Genomic DNA, 15,142 nt, shown 5'->3' with positions numbered 1-15,142 from the left:
GGGAGCGATGGCCCACTGGCTCTATAAATCCGAACCCAACAAATGGTCCTGGCAGATGCAGAAGGATGCCGGCGAGAAGGGCACCGAATGGACGGGCGTGCGCAACTATCTGGCGCGCAACAACATGCGGGCGATGAAAATCGGCGACAAGGGCTTCTTCTATCATTCCAACGAGGGGCTGGAGATCGTCGGCATCACCGAGGTCTGCGCCCTTTCGCATCCGGACTCCACCGCTGACGGCGATGCCCGCTGGGACTGCGTCGACATCCGCGCCGTGATCGACATGCCACGTCCGGTCTCCTTGAAGGAAATCAAGGAAAACCCGAAACTCGCCAAGATGTCGCTGGTGACCTCGATGCGCCTCTCCGTCCAGCCGGTGACCGAGGACGAGTGGATCGAGGTCTGCCGCATGGGTGGGCTCGACAACCCGCCGAAGTAATTGCTCTCGGCGCACGCCCCCCCGAGTCTCCAATCTTGAAAACGGATCCGGAAAGCTTCATCCGCGCCAATACCGGCATTCTCTCGCCGCCGCATGTACCGGAGATCCGGCTGCATCTGGCGAGCGAAGCGCATGACCTGTGGCTGAAGACCGAGGAGGAACTGGAGGCGATCGGCCTGCCGCCGCCCTTCTGGGCCTTTGCCTGGGCGGGCGGGCAGGGTCTCGCCCGCTATGTCCTCGATCATCCGGAGGTGGTGCGCGGCCGCCGCGTCGTCGATTTCGCCTCCGGCTCCGGTCTCGTGGCGATTGCCGCCATGCTGGCCGGCGCCGCCGAGGTTCTCGCCGTTGATATCGATCCCTGGGCCGAAACGGCCGTGCGGCTCAATGCGGATCTGAATGGCGTTGAAGTGAGGTTTCTCGGCGAGGACATCATCGGCCGCGAGTGTGAGGCCGACGTCTATCTCGCCGGCGACGTCTTTTACGACAAGGGCTTTGCCGATCTGCTGCAGCCTTGGTTCGAGGCGCTCGGGAGCGCCGGTGCCGCGGTTATCGTCGGTGATCCGGGCCGCGCCTATTGCCCGCGCGAGCGGCTGGCGGCGCTTGCGACCTATGAGGTGCCGGTCACCAGGGCGCTCGAGGACAGCGAGGTGAAGCGGACCACGGTTTGGCGGTTTGGGGCCGCCGACACGAACGTTGGAGCGTGATTGGATCCTTACCGTCAGCGCGCGCGGTAGTCGTCGCGGGCGACCGGGATTCACCCCCCTCTGCCCTGCCGGGCATCTCCCCCACAAGGAGGGAGATCAGCCAGAAGCACAGATGCTGCCCCGCCGCTCCGCCGAAGTTGCCGACTCCGGCCGTAAACCCGCAACGGCGCTGATCGGGCGAGACATCGCCGCTTGCCAATCTCCTCCTTGTGGGGGAGATGCCCGGCAGGGCAGAGGGGGTATTAGCACCGCTTCCTGATTTTGGCGCTTTCCTACCCTTCACATCGCTCTACGGCCGGACGACACACACACCGTGCTCCCAGGCGCAGGCGCTGGCATTGGTCTGCGGCGAGACGACGATGATTTTCGGGCGCTCGGCCGGCGGGGCGGCCTCAAGGTTATCCCCGGCGACATAGGAATAGCTGCCGGTCTGGCTGAAATAGATGCCGGTGCCCACATCCTCATAGGCTGAAAGATTGCCGGCATAGGTGCCGAGGCCGGGGATATCGGAGGGGAAATCATAGCCGCCGTCGATGTCGCCGCTATAGCGGCCGACGCCGTAGCCCCTTCCGTCAATGACGATCCAGGGGCCTCGATTGCGATCACGCCGCACGAAGTGCGGGGGCCAGTGCTTGCGTCGGACATGGCGGGTGCGGGTCTGAACGTCGCGGAGGCCGCCCGTCTCGAAGGACGAGAAATCATCGATGCTGGAATTGACGGAGCGGTGGCGCCGATGGCCGGCGAAATGGCGGAGGTGCCGCGCCTTGCGCCAGGCGCGGTGCGGCGGGCGATCCTTGAGCCGGACATGCCGCACGCGCGTCTCCACGTCCTGGAGGCCCCTGTCGCTCCCGGCGCTCGCAGGCAGGCCGGCGGGGATTGCCAAGGCCAGGGCCAGGAGTAGAACTTTGGTCGCGTGGACCGCGCGCAACAGATTCATTCTGCCATGCCCCTCGGATGCGGTTAACGAACTCTTAACCGCATCCTGATGTAAGCGCTGCCAAATGTCACGAATTTGATTGGCTTTTTCCGGCCTTATCGTTAACGGCGGGATGTCTCCGGCAGACCGGAAAATGCCGCTTTTCGTCTAATCGATTTTATTTATTTTGCACTGCAAACATACTTGTCGTTAAGCAATATGGTGATTAAAGGTCCGAATGACTGAATTGCGCACAATCGGGTGCGATACCGGATTATAAGTCTAGTTAAAGGGCGAGAAATCCGGTCATTTCGTGAGGTTCCGATGACGGATGTCACAAGAAGCCGGCCGCTCTCGCCGCATCTTCAAATCTACAAACCAATTCCCACCATGGTCATGTCGATCATGCACCGCATCACCGGCGGCGCACTGTATTTCGGCACGGTCCTAGTGGCCTGGTGGTTGATCGCCGCCGCCTCGGGTGCGGCCTATTACGATTGGGTGAACTGGCTGTTCGGCACGCTGATCGGCAAGCTCGTGCTGTTCGGCTACACCTGGGCGCTGATGCACCACATGCTGGGCGGCCTGCGCCATCTCGTCTGGGACCTCGGCTACGGCTACGAAAAGCACTTCGCGACGAAGATGGCCAAGGCGACGCTCGCCGGATCGGTGACGCTGACGCTCGTCATCTGGATCATCGCTTCTCTGCTTCGCTGACAGGGGAAACACCATGGATATGCGCACACCCCTCGGCAAGGTTCGCGGCCTCGGCTCGGCCAAGGAAGGCACGGACCACTTCTGGCGCCAGCGCCTGACGGCCGTTTCCAACATTCCGCTGTTGATCTTCTTCGTTTTCTTCGTCGCCCGCTACGCCGGCGCGCCGCATGCAGAGCTCCTCGCGGCGCTCTCCAATCCCTTCGTCGCGGTGATCCTAGGTCTCGTCGTGACCTCGGCGCTCATCCACATGCGGATCGGCATGCAGGTCATTATCGAGGATTATGTTCATGCGGAGGGCGTCAAGATTGCGCTTCTCATGCTCAATACATTCTTTGCGATCCTGATCGGCGGGCTCTGTCTTTTCGCCATCCTGAAGATCGCTTTCGCAGGATAACTCGCCATGGCATCGATCAGTTCACCGGCTGCAAGCGGCAAAGCCTATCAATATGTCGATCACGCCTTCGACGTCGTCGTCGTCGGCGCCGGCGGGGCGGGCCTGCGCGCCACCCTCGGCATGGCCGAACAGGGCCTCAAGACCGCCTGCATCACCAAGGTCTTCCCGACGCGCTCCCACACGGTTGCAGCACAGGGCGGCATCGCCGCCTCGCTGCAGAACATGACGCCGGACAGCTGGCAGTGGCATCTCTACGACACCGTCAAGGGCTCCGATTGGCTCGGCGACGTCGACGCCATGCAGTACCTGACCATGGAGGCGCCGAAGGCGGTCTACGAGCTCGAGCACTACGGAGTGCCGTTCTCGCGCAACGAGGAAGGCAAGATCTATCAGCGGCCGTTCGGCGGCCATATGCAGAATTATGGCGAAGGTCCCCCGGTGCAGCGGACCTGCGCAGTCGCCGACCGCACCGGCCATGCGATCCTGCACACGCTCTACGGCCAGTCGCTCAGGAACAACGCCGAATTCTTCATCGAATATTTCGCCATGGACCTGATCATGGCCGAGGACGGCCGCTGCACCGGCGTCGTCGCCTGGAATCTGGACGACGGCACCATCCATCGCTTCGCCGCGAAGATGGTGGTGTTGGCGACCGGCGGTTACGGCCGCGCCTATTTCTCGGCGACCTCGGCGCACACCTGCACCGGCGACGGCGGCGGCATGATCGCCCGCGCCGGCCTGCCGCTGCAGGACATGGAGTTCGTGCAGTTCCACCCGACCGGCATCTACGGTTCGGGCTGTCTGATCACCGAAGGGGCGCGCGGCGAGGGCGGCTATCTCGTCAACTCGGAAGGCGAGCGCTTCATGGAGCGTTACGCTCCGTCGGCCAAGGACCTCGCCTCGCGCGACGTCGTCTCGCGCTGCATGACGCTGGAAATCCGCGAAGGCCGCGGCGTCGGCAAGAACAAGGATCACATCTTCCTGCACCTCGACCATCTCGATCCGGCGGTGCTGCACGAGCGGCTGCCGGGCATCTCGGAATCGGCGAAGATCTTCGCCGGCGTCGACGTCACCCGCGAGCCGATCCCGGTGCTGCCGACCGTTCACTACAACATGGGCGGCATCCCGACCAACTACTGGGGCGAGGTGCTGAACGCCGACGCTCAGAACCCCGGGCGCATCGCGCCCGGCCTGATGGCGGTCGGGGAAGCCGGCTGCGCCTCCGTGCATGGCGCCAACCGGCTGGGCTCCAACTCGTTGATCGACCTCGTCGTCTTCGGCCGCGCCGCGGCGATCCGCGCCGGCCAGATCATCGACCGCCAGGAATCGATCCCGGCGCTTGATGCGGCCGCCTGCGATCGCATCGTCGAGCGCTTCGACCGGCTGCGCCATGCCAAAGGCGGTACGCCGACGGCGGTGCTGCGCGACAAGATGCAGCGCGCCATGCAGGAAGACGCGGCCGTCTTCCGTACCCAGGAATCGCTCGAATCCGGCTGCCGGCGGCTATCGGAAATCTGGAAGGAACTTTCCGACATCAAGGTCACCGACCGCTCGATGATCTGGAATTCCGATCTCGTCGAGACGCTAGAGCTCGAGAACCTGATGGCGAACGCTATCACCACGGTCTACGGCGCCGAAGCGCGCAAGGAAAGCCGCGGCGCACACGCCCGCGAGGACTACAAGGATGGTCCGCTCGGCGGCCGCGACGACATGAACTGGCGCAAGCATACGCTGGCCTGGGTCAACGACGCCGGCGACGTCCGGCTCGAGTATCGTCCGGTGCACACCGAGCTGATCGCCGACGGCATCGATCCGAAAAAGATCGAGCCGAAGGCGCGGGTATACTGATCTCGAGGACTAAGGCACATGGTTGAACTCGCTCTCCCGAAGAACTCGCAGGTTAATGAAGGCAAGGTCTGGCCGAAGCCGGTCGGCGCAACCAATCTGCGCGAGTACCGCGTCTATCGCTGGAACCCGGACGACGGCAAGAACCCGCGCATCGACACCTATTACATCGACATCGACGACTGCGGCCCGATGGTCCTGGACGGGCTGCTGTACATCAAGAACAAGATCGATCCGACGCTGACGCTGCGGCGCTCCTGCCGCGAGGGTATCTGCGGCTCCTGTGCGATGAATATCGACGGCACTAACACGCTCGCCTGCACCAAGGGCATGGAGGAGATCAAGGGCACGGTGAAGATCTACCCGCTACCGCACATGCCGGTGGTCAAGGACCTGGTGCCGGATCTCACCAATTTCTACGCCCAGCACCGCTCGATCGAGCCCTGGCTGAAGACAGTGTCACCGACGCCTGCCAAGGAATGGCGGCAGAGCCACGAGGACCGCCAGAAGCTCGACGGGCTCTACGAGTGCATCCTCTGCGCCTGCTGCTCGACCTCCTGTCCGAGCTACTGGTGGAACGGCGACCGCTATCTCGGTCCCGCCGTTCTCTTGCAGGCCTATCGTTGGCTGATCGACTCCAGAGACGAGGCGACCGGCGAGCGGCTCGACAATCTCGAGGATCCTTTCCGTCTTTACCGCTGTCACACGATCATGAACTGCGCCCAAGCCTGTCCCAAGGGGCTGAATCCGGCCAGGGCGATCGGCGAGATCAAGAAGATGCTGGTCGAGCGGCGGTTCTAAAGCGTCCCGGGCTCAAAATCATCGAAATTGGACGGCGGGCAGAGGGCCCGCCGTCTTGCTTTTCACAACTCTCGCATCGACGTGTCGGTAAGTGAATTGAAAGCCGCCGCGAGGCGCATAGGTATTAGAGGGTGGAGGGTCGCTGATGCTTCTCGCTCGCCTGCTTGTCGCACTTGCCGTAAGCTGTCTCCTGCCGTCGGCGCGAGCAGCCGAGCCGCAACATGCGATCCTCGCCGGCGGCTGTTTCTGGTGCGTCGAGAGCGATTTCGATGACGTGCCGGGCGTTGTCGAGACGATTTCCGGCTATGCCGGCGGCAGGAGCGAAAATCCGACCTATCAAGATTATGCGAAGGGCGGCCACCGCGAGGTGGTGCGGATCAAGTTCGATCCCGACAAGGTCTCCTATGCGGAACTCGTCGGCGTGCTGTTCCGCACGACCGACCCGACCGATGGCGGCGGCCAGTTCTGTGATCGCGGCTTCTCCTATTCGACGGCGATCTACGCGCTCGATGAGCAGCAGGCGATGCAGGCGAAGGCCGAGAAAATCAAGGCCGAGGCGGAACTCGGCAGGCCGATCGTGACGCCCGTCGAGGGCCCCGCGAAGTTCTGGCCGGCCGAAGACTACCACCAGGATTTCGCGACGCGGAATCCGATCCGCTACTGGTATTACCGCAATGGCTGCGGCCGCAACCGGGCGGTCGAGGCCCTTTGGGGTGAGCGGGCCTATGCCGGCGTCAGCCATTAAGCTTTCGCCGCAAGCGTTTCCATCGTGCAACAGCCAAGGCCGAAACGTGGTGCCTTGATCTCACGGGTGGATTTGCTGTAATTCGGCCTTTATTATCGCATTGCATCATCGTTCGAGGACAATATAGGGGGTAAAGACATGCGGGTTTTTCATGCGGCGGCGGGGCTTGTTATTGTGCTTGCGCTGACCGGATGCCAGCGGACATCCTTTGGCGGCTTCGGTTCCCAGGATGTTTCTGCCGCGCCTGCTCCCCTGCAAGCGCAGCCGGTGCCGTCGGTCTCGGCGGGCCAGCTGCCCGATCCGACGACGAGCACCTCGCAATTCCCTAGCGCTCCGACAGGCACCCCGGCCGGCGCGCCCGCGGGCACGCAGGTGGCCGCCGCCACCAACGCCCTCGACGTGACGAAGGAATCCATGGTCGGCAACTGGCGCGTTTCGAGCGCCGGCAGTTCCTGCGACATGTTCCTGACGCTGACCAATCTCGGCAGCGGCTCGCGCGGCGGCACGCGCGGCTGCGCCGGCGAACTGACGGCGATGGGATCGTGGGAAGTGGCCGGTAAGCAGGTCGTGCTCAAGGATCGCAGCGGCAATCCGATCGCCCGCCTCTACAAGACCGCCGATTCGCGCTTCGACGGCTCGACCAATGGCGGCCAGCCGGTCAGCCTCAGCCGCTGACCTATTCTCGGTCCGGCTTTCCGGACCTCGAGACGGCCTGTCGTCGGGGTGGGGCTTCCGCCTGCAGCCTTAAGTCTCACCTCCCAAAACAGCCCCTGGTCTATCCAGGTGCACCGTGCTCAATCCTGACGACAGTATTCTCCACAGACTCGAAGCGCTCGTTGCGGGCGGAGAGCGGCAGCGTGACCCGGCGCAATTTGCAATCGCAAGACGGCTCGACCATCTGACCGCGGAGCTCATGGCCAGCCGGCCGTCGCGCAAGGCGAACGCGCTCGGCTGGCTGTTCGCGGCCCGCAAGAAGGACCAGGCGCCGGTCAAGGGTCTCTACATCCATGGCGGCGTCGGCCGCGGCAAGACCATGCTGATGGACATGTTCTTCGACGCGGTGCCGATACAGCGCAAGCGGCGCGCCCATTTCCACGAGTTCATGGCGGATGTGCACGAGCGCATCTACAAGCACCGGCAGAGGCTGAAGAACGGCGAGACCAAGCAGGCCGATCCGATCCCGCCGGTCGCTTCCGAGCTCTTTGCCGAGGCGCGGCTCCTGTGTTTCGACGAATTCTCGGTGACCGACATTGCCGATGCGATGATCCTCGGACGCCTCTTCGGCGAACTCTTCGCAAAGGGCTGCGTGCTCGTCGCGACCTCGAACGTGGAGCCTTCCGAGCTTTATCGCGACGGGCTCAACCGCGGGCTGTTTCTGCCTTTCATCGATCTCCTGAAGGCCCATGCGGAACTCATTTCGCTCGACACGGACACCGACTATCGCCTGCGCAAGACGGACGGAAATCCCGTCTGGCTGTCGCCGCTCGGACCGGAAGCGGAAGCCGCGATGGATCGCGCCTGGTATGTCGCGACCAACGGCGCGCCCGCCGGGCCGGCGGAGATCGGCCGGAAGGGGCGGATGATCCGCGTGCCGGATGCGGTCGGCGACTGTGCCCGCTTCACCTTTGCCGATCTCTGCGCCCAGCCGCTCGGCGCGGCCGACTATCTTGCCATCCTCTCGCACTACAGGACGATCTTCCTCGACCACGTTCCGCATCTCGGGCCGCATATGCGCAACGAGACGAAGCGCTTCATCATGCTCGTCGACGCGCTCTACGACCAGGGCGCCCGTCTCTTCGCCTCCGCCGCTGCCGAACCGGAACGGCTGCTGATCGCCAAGAAGGGCATTGAAGGCTTCGAATTCGACCGGACGGTTTCCCGTCTGATCGAGATGCAAAGCGAGGAATATGCCGCGCAACATACTGAAAACACGGCCTTTCCATGACGTAACGATGACTGACAATCTTACCTTTACGTAAGAATTTTTTGATCTAACCGATTGAATTTGCTCTATCAGAAACTATGGATTGATATTTTGCCATTTGCCGTTTAAGGGCTTTCCGCGAGGGTTTGGCGTTTGCCGCGTTTCAGGCCTCGATCATGGATCACAAAGGAAGCACTTTCATGGCGCGCAACAAGATCGCACTTATTGGTTCAGGGATGATTGGTGGCACGCTGGCGCATCTCGCCGGCCTGAAAGAATTGGGTGACATCGTTCTGTTCGATATCGCCGACGGCATCCCCCAGGGTAAGGGCCTCGACATCGCCCAGTCCTCGCCGGTCGAAGGTTTCGACGCATCCCTGACGGGCGCAAGCGACTATGCGGCGATCGAAGGTGCCGACGTCTGCATCGTCACCGCCGGCGTTCCGCGCAAGCCCGGCATGAGCCGCGACGACCTGCTCGGCATCAACCTGAAGGTCATGGAACAGGTCGGCGCCGGCATCAAGAAATATGCTCCGAACGCCTTCGTCATCTGCATCACCAACCCGCTCGACGCCATGGTCTGGGCGCTGCAAAAGTTCTCCGAGCTGCCGAAGAACAAGGTCGTCGGCATGGCCGGCGTGCTCGACTCCTCGCGCTTCCGGCTCTTCCTTGCCCAGGAATTCAACGTTTCGGTTCAGGATATCACCGCCTTCGTTCTCGGCGGCCATGGCGACACGATGGTGCCGCTCGCCCGCTATTCGACCGTTGCCGGCATTCCGCTGACCGACCTCGTGCAGATGGGCTGGGTCACCAAGGACCGTCTGGAAGAAATCATCCAGCGCACCCGTGACGGCGGCGCTGAGATCGTCGGCCTTCTGAAGACCGGCTCGGCCTATTACGCTCCGGCCGCTTCCGCGATCGAAATGGCCGAAGCCTACCTCAAGGACAAGAAGCGCGTGCTCCCCTGCGCGGCGCATCTATCCGGCCAGTACGGCGTCAAGGACATGTATGTCGGCGTGCCGACGGTCATCGGCGCCGGCGGCGTCGAGCGCATCATCGAGATCGACCTCAACAAGGGCGAGAAGGAAGCCTTCGACAAGTCGGTCGCCGCCGTCGCCGGGCTTTGCGAAGCCTGCATCGGCATCGCGCCCAGCCTGAAGCAATAATCGCCTCACGTCGGGCGGACATCCAGATCCGCTCGGCCTCCTCTTTGTTTTTGCCGCATTGGTGCGTAGGTGCCCCACCTGCCCGCACAATGCTCCCAGACAGGAAAACAACCATGAACATTCATGAGTATCAGGCCAAGGCTCTCCTGAAGAGCTATGGCGCGCCGGTCGCGGAAGGTGTCGCGATCTTCTCCGCCGACGAGGCTGAGGCCGCTGCCAAGTCGCTCCCGGGCCCGCTTTACGTGGTCAAGAGCCAGATCCATGCCGGCGGTCGCGGCAAGGGCAAGTTCAAGGAACTTTCCGCCGACGCCAAGGGCGGCGTGCGTCTCGCCTTCTCGGTCGATGAAGCCAAGGCTCATGCCAAGGAAATGATCGGCAACACGCTCGTCACTGCGCAGACCGGTGCTGCCGGCAAGCAGGTGAACCGCCTCTACATCGAGGACGGCGCCGACATCGATCGCGAACTCTATCTTTCGCTGCTCGTCGACCGCTCGGTCGGCCAGATCGCCTTCGTCGTTTCGACGGAAGGCGGCATGGACATCGAGGCTGTTGCGCACGACACGCCGGAAAAGATCGTCAACGTCGCGATCAACCCGGAAGCTGGCGTCACCGCCGCCGATCTCGCCAAGCTCACCTCGGCCCTGAAGCTCGAAGGCGAAGCCAAGGCTGACGCCGAAAAGCTCTTCCCGATCCTTTACAAGGCCTTTGTCGAGAAGGACATGAGCCTGCTCGAGATCAACCCGCTGATCGTCATGAAGAACGGCCGCATGCGCGTTCTCGATGCCAAGGTCTCTTTCGACGGCAACGCCCTGTTCCGCCACGACGACATCAAGGCGCTGCGCGACGAAACCGAAGAAGACGCCAAGGAAATCGAGGCCTCCAAGTGGGATCTCGCCTATGTCGCGCTCGACGGCAACATCGGCTGCATGGTCAACGGCGCGGGTCTCGCCATGGCGACGATGGACATCATCAAGCTTTACGGCAAGGAGCCGGCGAACTTCTGCGACGTCGGCGGTGGCGCCGGCAAGGAGAAGGTCGCGGCAGCCTTCAAGATCATCACGGCCGACCCGAAGGTCGAGGGCATCCTCGTCAACATCTTCGGCGGCATCATGAAGTGCGATGTCATCGCTGAAGGTGTCGTTGCGGCCGTGCAGGAAGTCGGCCTCAAGGTTCCGCTGGTTGTTCGTCTCGAAGGCACGAATGTCGAGCTTGGCAAGAAGATCCTGAACGAATCCGGCCTGGCGATCACCGCCGCCGACGATCTGGATGACGCTGCCAAGAAGATCGTCGCTGCGATCAACGGCTAACTGAAGGACCAGACCTCATGTCGATTCTCGTCAATAAGAACACCAAGGTCCTCGTTCAGGGCCTGACCGGCAAGACCGGCACCTTCCATACCGAACAGGCGCTTGCCTATTACGGCACGCAGATGGTCGGCGGCATTCACCCGAAGAAGGGCGGCGAAACCTGGACCGGCTCCAAGGGCGAAACCCTGCCGATCTTCACCTCGGTTGCCGAAGGCCGTGAAAAGACCGGTGCGGACGCATCCGTGATCTATGTTCCGCCGGCAGGCGCCGCGGACGCGATCATCGAGGCGATTGATGCGGAAATCCCGTTCATCACCTGCATTACCGAGGGCATCCCGGTTGCCGACATGGTGCGCGTCAAGGCTCGCCTCGACCGCTCCAAGTCGCGCCTGCTCGGCCCGAACTGCCCCGGCATCCTGACGCCGGAAGAATGCAAGATCGGCATCATGCCGGGCTCGATCTTCCGCAAGGGCTCGGTCGGCATCGTCTCGCGCTCCGGCACGCTGACCTATGAAGCCGTGTTCCAGACCTCCAACGAGAGCCTCGGCCAGACGACGGCCGTCGGCATCGGCGGCGACCCGGTCAAGGGCACGGAGTTCATCGATGTGCTCGAGATGTTCCTGGCGGACGAAGCCACGACCTCGATCATCATGATCGGCGAAATCGGCGGCTCGGCCGAAGAGGATGCCGCGCAGTTCCTCATCGACGAGGCCAAAAAGGGCCGCAAGAAGCCGATGGCCGGCTTCATCGCGGGCCGTACCGCGCCGAAGGGTCGTACCATGGGCCACGCCGGCGCCGTCGTTTCCGGCGGCAAAGGCGATGCGGAATCCAAGATCGCTGCGATGGAGCAGGCAGGCATCCGCGTGTCGCCGTCGCCGGCCCGTCTCGGCAAGACGCTGGTCGAAGTCCTCAAGGGCCGATCGTAAGACTTCTGCCCGGGTCGGGGCGATTCGGCCCGGGCAGCCTGCGGCCCGCGTGTTTCCTTGGCTGATTGAAGATCAAGACATGCGGTAACGAAATGCCACGGTGGTTCGGGCGCGTCCTTCCGATGTGCGGCGCCGTAGGAAAGGGCGCCAGGCGCGCCGAACGAACATGAATGACCGGGATACCCGGCAACCCAACTCAGTCAGGAGGCGGACAGAACAGTCCGCGTGAGACCATGACAAGGCAAGAGGCCAACGAGCAATTCCAGCTCACTTCGTTTCTGGACGGCGCCAATGCCGCCTATATCGAGCAGCTCCATGCGCGCTACGAAGCGGACCCCGCGTCCGTGTCGGCCGAATGGCAGGCCTTCTTCAAGGCGCTCGCCGACCGGCCCGAAGACGTCGTGAAGGCAGCCAAGGGCGCCTCCTGGAAGAAGAAGAACTGGCCGATCACCGCGAATGGCGAACTCGTCTCGGCGCTCGACGGCGACTGGGGCACGGTCGAGAAGGCTATCGAGAAGAAGGTCAAGGCGAAGGCTGAAGAAGCCGCCGCAGCGACCGGTACCCTCGCCAGCGCTGCCGACATCCATCAGGCGACGCGCGATTCCGTTCGCGCCATCATGATGATCCGCGCCTATCGCGCCCGCGGCCACCTGCATGCCAAGCTCGACCCGCTCGGCCTTGCCGCCCCGGTCGAGGACTACAACGAGCTTTCGCCGTCGAACTACGGTTTCGACGAGAAGGACCTCGACCGCAAGATCTTCATCGACAACGTGCTCGGCCTCGAATACGCGTCCATCCGCGAAATGGTCGAGATCCTCGAGCGGACCTATTGCTCGACGATCGGCGTCGAATTCATGCACATGTCCAACCCCGAGGAGAAGGCCTGGATCCAGGAGCGGATCGAGGGACCGGACAAGGGCGTCGAGTTTACGCCCGAGGGCAAGCGGGCGATCCTGCAGAAGCTCATCGAAGCGGAAGGCTTCGAGCAGTTCATCGACGTCAAGTACAAGGGCACCAAGCGCTTCGGCGTCGACGGCGGTGAATCGCTGATCCCGGCGCTCGAACAGATCATCAAGCGCGGCGGGCAGCTCGGCCTCAAGGAAATCGTTCTCGGCATGGCCCATCGGGGCCGCCTGAACGTCCTCTCGCAGGTCATGGCCAAGCCGCATCGCGCCATCTTCCACGAGTTCAAGGGCGGCTCCTATGCGCCCGACGACGTGGAAGGCTCCGGTGACGTCAAGTATCACCTCGGCGCTTCGTCCGACCGCGAGTTCGACGGCAACAAGGTGCACCTATCTCTGACGGCGAACCCGTCGCATCTCGAAATCGTCAACCCGGTGGTCATGGGCAAGGCGCGCGCCAAGCAGGACCAGATGGCAACCGTCTTCGAGGGCGATATCATTCCGCTGCGCGAGCGCGTCAAGGTGATGCCGCTGCTGCTCCACGGCGATGCAGCCTTCGCCGGACAGGGCGTGGTTGCCGAAATCCTCGGGCTCTCCGGCCTGCGCGGCCATCGCGTCGCCGGCACCGTCCACTTCATCATCAACAACCAGATCGGCTTCACCACCAACCCGGCCTTCTCGCGGTCCTCGCCCTATCCGTCGGACGTCGCGAAGATGATCGAGGCGCCGATCTTCCACGTCAACGGCGACGATCCGGAAGCCGTCGTCTACGGCGCCAAGGTGGCGACCGAGTTCCGGATGAAGTTCCACAAGCCGGTGGTGGTCGACATGTTCTGCTACCGCCGCTTCGGCCACAACGAGGGCGACGAGCCGGCGTTCACGCAGCCGAGGATGTACAAGGCGATCCGCGCCCACAAGACTGTCGTCCAGCTCTATTCGGAGCGACTGATCGCCCAGGGCATCATCACCGAGGGCGAAGTCGAGAAGATGAAGGCCGACTGGCGCGCCCATCTCGAGCAGGAGTTCGAGGCCGGCCAGTCCTACAAGCCGAACAAGGCCGACTGGCTCGACGGTTTATGGTCGGGCCTGCGCACCGCCGACAACCAGGATGAGCAGCGCCGTGGCCGGACCTCGGTGCCGATGAAGCAGCTCAAGGAAATCGGCCGCAAGCTCTCCGAGATCCCGGCCGGGTTCAACGCGCATCGCACCATCCAGCGCTTCATGGAAAACCGCGCCAACATGATCCAGACCGGCGAGGGTGTCGACTGGGCGATGGCCGAGGCGCTCGCCTTCGGGACGCTCGTCACCGAGGGTACGAAGATCCGCCTATCGGGCCAGGACTGCGAGCGCGGCACCTTCTCGCAGCGCCATTCGGTCCTCTACGACCAGGAGACCGAAGAGCGCTACATTCCGCTCGCCAATCTGTCGCCGAGCCAGGCGCGCTACGAGGTCATCAACTCGATGCTCTCCGAAGAGGCGGTGCTCGGCTTCGAATACGGCTATTCGCTCGCCCGTCCCAACGCGCTGACGCTCTGGGAAGCCCAGTTCGGCGACTTCGCCAACGGCGCGCAGGTGGTCTTCGACCAGTTCGTCTCGTCCGGCGAACGCAAATGGCTGCGCATGTCGGGCCTCGTCTGCCTGCTGCCGCACGGCTATGAAGGCCAGGGGCCGGAACACTCCTCGGCCCGCCTCGAGCGCTTCCTGCAGCTCTGCGCGGAAGACAACATGCAGGTCGCCAACGTGACCACCCCGGCGAACTACTTCCACATCCTGCGCCGCCAGGTGAAGCGCGATTTCCGCAAGCCGCTGGTCCTGATGACGCCGAAGTCGCTGCTGCGCCACAAGCGGGCAATCTCCAGCCTGTCCGAGATGGCCGGCGAGAGCTCCTTCCACCGCCTGCTATGGGACGATGCGGAAGTCATCAAGGACGGCCCTATCAAGCTGCAGAAGGACTCGAAGATCCGCCGCGTCGTTCTGTGCACGGGCAAGGTCTATTACGACCTTCTGGAGGAACGCGAAAAGCGCGGCATCGACGACATCTATCTGCTGCGCGTCGAGCAGCTCTATCCGTTCCCGGCGAAAGCGCTCATCAACGAACTCAGCCGCTTCCGCCATGCGGAGATGGTCTGGTGCCAGGAAGAGCCGAAGAACATGGGCGCCTGGTCGTTCATCGACCCCTATCTCGAATGGGTCCTTGCCCATATCGACGCCAAGTATCAGCGGGTGCGCTACACCGGCCGTCCGGCCGCCGCTTCGCCGGCAACCGGCTTGATGTCCAAGCACCTGGCGCAGCTGGCCGCCTTCCTTGAGGACGCGCTGGGGGGCTGATTAAGCCCTCCACGGTCTGCCAATCGAC

14 protein-coding genes are annotated in these 15,142 nt (G+C 63.1%); 13 read left to right on the top strand and 1 reads right to left on the bottom strand.

The annotated features are described in order from the left end of the window. Positions 1-7 precede the first annotated feature (7 nt). Both SS05631_RS16465 and SS05631_RS16460 read left to right on the top strand, forming a co-directional pair. On the top strand, positions 8-439 hold the full coding sequence (locus SS05631_RS16465) for an EVE domain-containing protein (protein WP_037417789.1): 432 nt from the start codon (positions 8-10) through the stop codon (positions 437-439). A gap of 35 nt (positions 440-474) precedes the next feature. Next, on the top strand, positions 475-1,143 hold the full coding sequence (locus tag SS05631_RS16460; protein ID WP_037417788.1) for a methyltransferase: 669 nt from the start codon (positions 475-477) through the stop codon (positions 1,141-1,143). Positions 1,144-1,432: 289 nt separating this feature from the next. Here SS05631_RS16460 and SS05631_RS16455 read toward each other — a convergent pair whose 3' ends face one another. After that, complete coding sequence (locus tag SS05631_RS16455; RefSeq protein WP_037417787.1) at positions 1,433-2,080, bottom strand: hypothetical protein; 648 nt, start codon at positions 2,078-2,080, stop codon at positions 1,433-1,435. A 303-nt stretch (positions 2,081-2,383) separates the two neighbouring features. Here SS05631_RS16455 and sdhC point away from each other — a divergent pair, with 303 nt between their 5' ends. The 11 genes from sdhC to SS05631_RS16400 all read left to right on the top strand — a co-directional run bounded on the left by sdhC (position 2,384) and on the right by SS05631_RS16400 (position 15,114). Next, positions 2,384-2,776, top strand: coding sequence for a succinate dehydrogenase, cytochrome b556 subunit (gene sdhC, locus SS05631_RS16450; RefSeq protein ID WP_037417786.1), 393 nt, complete (start codon positions 2,384-2,386; stop codon positions 2,774-2,776). Positions 2,777-2,789: 13 nt separating this feature from the next. Then, positions 2,790-3,170: a succinate dehydrogenase, hydrophobic membrane anchor protein gene (sdhD, locus tag SS05631_RS16445; protein ID WP_037417785.1), complete on the top strand. Its 381-nt coding sequence runs from the start codon at positions 2,790-2,792 to the stop codon at positions 3,168-3,170. Between the two features lie 6 nt (positions 3,171-3,176). Further along, entirely contained in the window at positions 3,177-5,018 is a 1,842-nt protein-coding gene (gene sdhA / locus SS05631_RS16440) for a succinate dehydrogenase flavoprotein subunit (RefSeq protein ID WP_037417784.1), read from the top strand. An 18-nt stretch (positions 5,019-5,036) separates the two neighbouring features. After that, positions 5,037-5,816, top strand: coding sequence for a succinate dehydrogenase iron-sulfur subunit (locus SS05631_RS16435; RefSeq protein ID WP_037417782.1), 780 nt, complete (start codon positions 5,037-5,039; stop codon positions 5,814-5,816). A 145-nt stretch (positions 5,817-5,961) separates the two neighbouring features. Further along, positions 5,962-6,561 (top strand): peptide-methionine (S)-S-oxide reductase MsrA, encoded by a 600-nt coding sequence (gene msrA / locus SS05631_RS16430; RefSeq protein ID WP_037417779.1) that lies wholly within the window; start codon positions 5,962-5,964, stop codon positions 6,559-6,561. A 138-nt stretch (positions 6,562-6,699) separates the two neighbouring features. Beyond that, positions 6,700-7,236 carry a protease inhibitor Inh/omp19 family protein gene (locus SS05631_RS16425; protein WP_037389823.1) on the top strand — a complete coding sequence of 179 codons (537 nt, stop codon included), beginning with the start codon at positions 6,700-6,702 and terminating at the stop codon, positions 7,234-7,236. Positions 7,237-7,351: 115 nt separating this feature from the next. Continuing rightward, complete coding sequence (gene zapE / locus SS05631_RS16420) at positions 7,352-8,506, top strand: cell division protein ZapE (protein WP_037417776.1); 1,155 nt, start codon at positions 7,352-7,354, stop codon at positions 8,504-8,506. A gap of 179 nt (positions 8,507-8,685) precedes the next feature. Next, on the top strand, positions 8,686-9,651 hold the full coding sequence (mdh, locus tag SS05631_RS16415; protein WP_037417774.1) for a malate dehydrogenase: 966 nt from the start codon (positions 8,686-8,688) through the stop codon (positions 9,649-9,651). 113 nt (positions 9,652-9,764) lie between these two features. Next, a complete protein-coding gene (gene sucC / locus SS05631_RS16410; protein ID WP_037417773.1) occupies positions 9,765-10,958 on the top strand; it encodes an ADP-forming succinate--CoA ligase subunit beta in 1,194 nt (397 codons plus the stop codon). Positions 10,959-10,975: 17 nt separating this feature from the next. Then, on the top strand, positions 10,976-11,884 hold the full coding sequence (gene sucD, locus SS05631_RS16405; protein ID WP_037417771.1) for a succinate--CoA ligase subunit alpha: 909 nt from the start codon (positions 10,976-10,978) through the stop codon (positions 11,882-11,884). A gap of 233 nt (positions 11,885-12,117) precedes the next feature. Further along, positions 12,118-15,114: a 2-oxoglutarate dehydrogenase E1 component gene (locus SS05631_RS16400; protein WP_037417768.1), complete on the top strand. Its 2,997-nt coding sequence runs from the start codon at positions 12,118-12,120 to the stop codon at positions 15,112-15,114. The last annotated feature ends 28 nt before the right edge of the window (positions 15,115-15,142 follow it).

This window comes from Sinorhizobium sp. CCBAU 05631 (genome assembly GCF_002288505.1).
Taxonomy (GTDB): Bacteria; Pseudomonadota; Alphaproteobacteria; order Rhizobiales; family Rhizobiaceae; genus Sinorhizobium; species Sinorhizobium fredii_C.
This window is presented reverse-complemented; position numbering and strand designations above follow the sequence as displayed.

Excerpts from the sequence above, each read along its gene's own strand:
- SS05631_RS16455 (WP_037417787.1), bottom strand. The coding sequence starts at position 2,080 with ATGAATCTGTTGCGCGCGGTCCACGCGACCAAAGTTCTACTCCTGGCC.
- SS05631_RS16425 (WP_037389823.1), top strand. The coding sequence starts at position 6,700 with ATGCGGGTTTTTCATGCGGCGGCGGGGCTTGTTATTGTGCTTGCGCTG.
- sdhD (WP_037417785.1), top strand. The coding sequence starts at position 2,790 with ATGGATATGCGCACACCCCTCGGCAAGGTTCGCGGCCTCGGCTCGGCC.
- sucD (WP_037417771.1), top strand. The coding sequence starts at position 10,976 with ATGTCGATTCTCGTCAATAAGAACACCAAGGTCCTCGTTCAGGGCCTG.
- msrA (WP_037417779.1), top strand. The coding sequence starts at position 5,962 with ATGCTTCTCGCTCGCCTGCTTGTCGCACTTGCCGTAAGCTGTCTCCTG.
- SS05631_RS16465 (WP_037417789.1), top strand. The coding sequence starts at position 8 with ATGGCCCACTGGCTCTATAAATCCGAACCCAACAAATGGTCCTGGCAG.
- SS05631_RS16400 (WP_037417768.1), top strand. The coding sequence starts at position 12,118 with ATGACAAGGCAAGAGGCCAACGAGCAATTCCAGCTCACTTCGTTTCTG.
- SS05631_RS16435 (WP_037417782.1), top strand. The coding sequence starts at position 5,037 with ATGGTTGAACTCGCTCTCCCGAAGAACTCGCAGGTTAATGAAGGCAAG.
- mdh (WP_037417774.1), top strand. The coding sequence starts at position 8,686 with ATGGCGCGCAACAAGATCGCACTTATTGGTTCAGGGATGATTGGTGGC.
- sdhC (WP_037417786.1), top strand. The coding sequence starts at position 2,384 with ATGACGGATGTCACAAGAAGCCGGCCGCTCTCGCCGCATCTTCAAATC.
- sdhA (WP_037417784.1), top strand. The coding sequence starts at position 3,177 with ATGGCATCGATCAGTTCACCGGCTGCAAGCGGCAAAGCCTATCAATAT.
- sucC (WP_037417773.1), top strand. The coding sequence starts at position 9,765 with ATGAACATTCATGAGTATCAGGCCAAGGCTCTCCTGAAGAGCTATGGC.